This is a genomic window from Halomonas sp. ND22Bw (assembly GCF_003011945.1).
In the GTDB taxonomy this organism is placed as follows: Bacteria; Pseudomonadota; Gammaproteobacteria; order Pseudomonadales; family Halomonadaceae; genus Halomonas; species Halomonas halophila.
The window spans coordinates 1-268 of record NZ_PXWD01000955.1 but is presented as its reverse complement, the minus strand read 5'-3'; the positions used below and the strand labels follow the sequence as shown (position 1 = coordinate 268).

Below are 268 nucleotides of genomic sequence, written 5' to 3'. Positions count from 1 at the left end.
CATCGGAAGATATTGGCAACTCCAATCCAAATGCGCTGCTCATGGCAGGAGAATGTTTCCGTTCAGTACAAGCCATCGGTATGCCTGAGGCTCGTATTGTCCTTGGGCAATGTGCGGTGTATTTGGCGACCAGTGCCAAGAGTAACAGCACCTATATGGCGATCAATCGGGCGCTGGCTTTGGCAGAGAAAACGGCTGAATTGCCTGTACCACTGCATCTGCGCAATGCACCAACCAAACTGATGAAACAACAAGGTTATGGTGTGGA

1 pseudogene is annotated in these 268 nt (G+C 50.4%); it reads left to right on the top strand.

The features are described from left to right. A pseudogene (locus tag CVH10_RS21000) lies at positions 1 to 268 on the top strand (replication-associated recombination protein A); the annotation flags it as partial.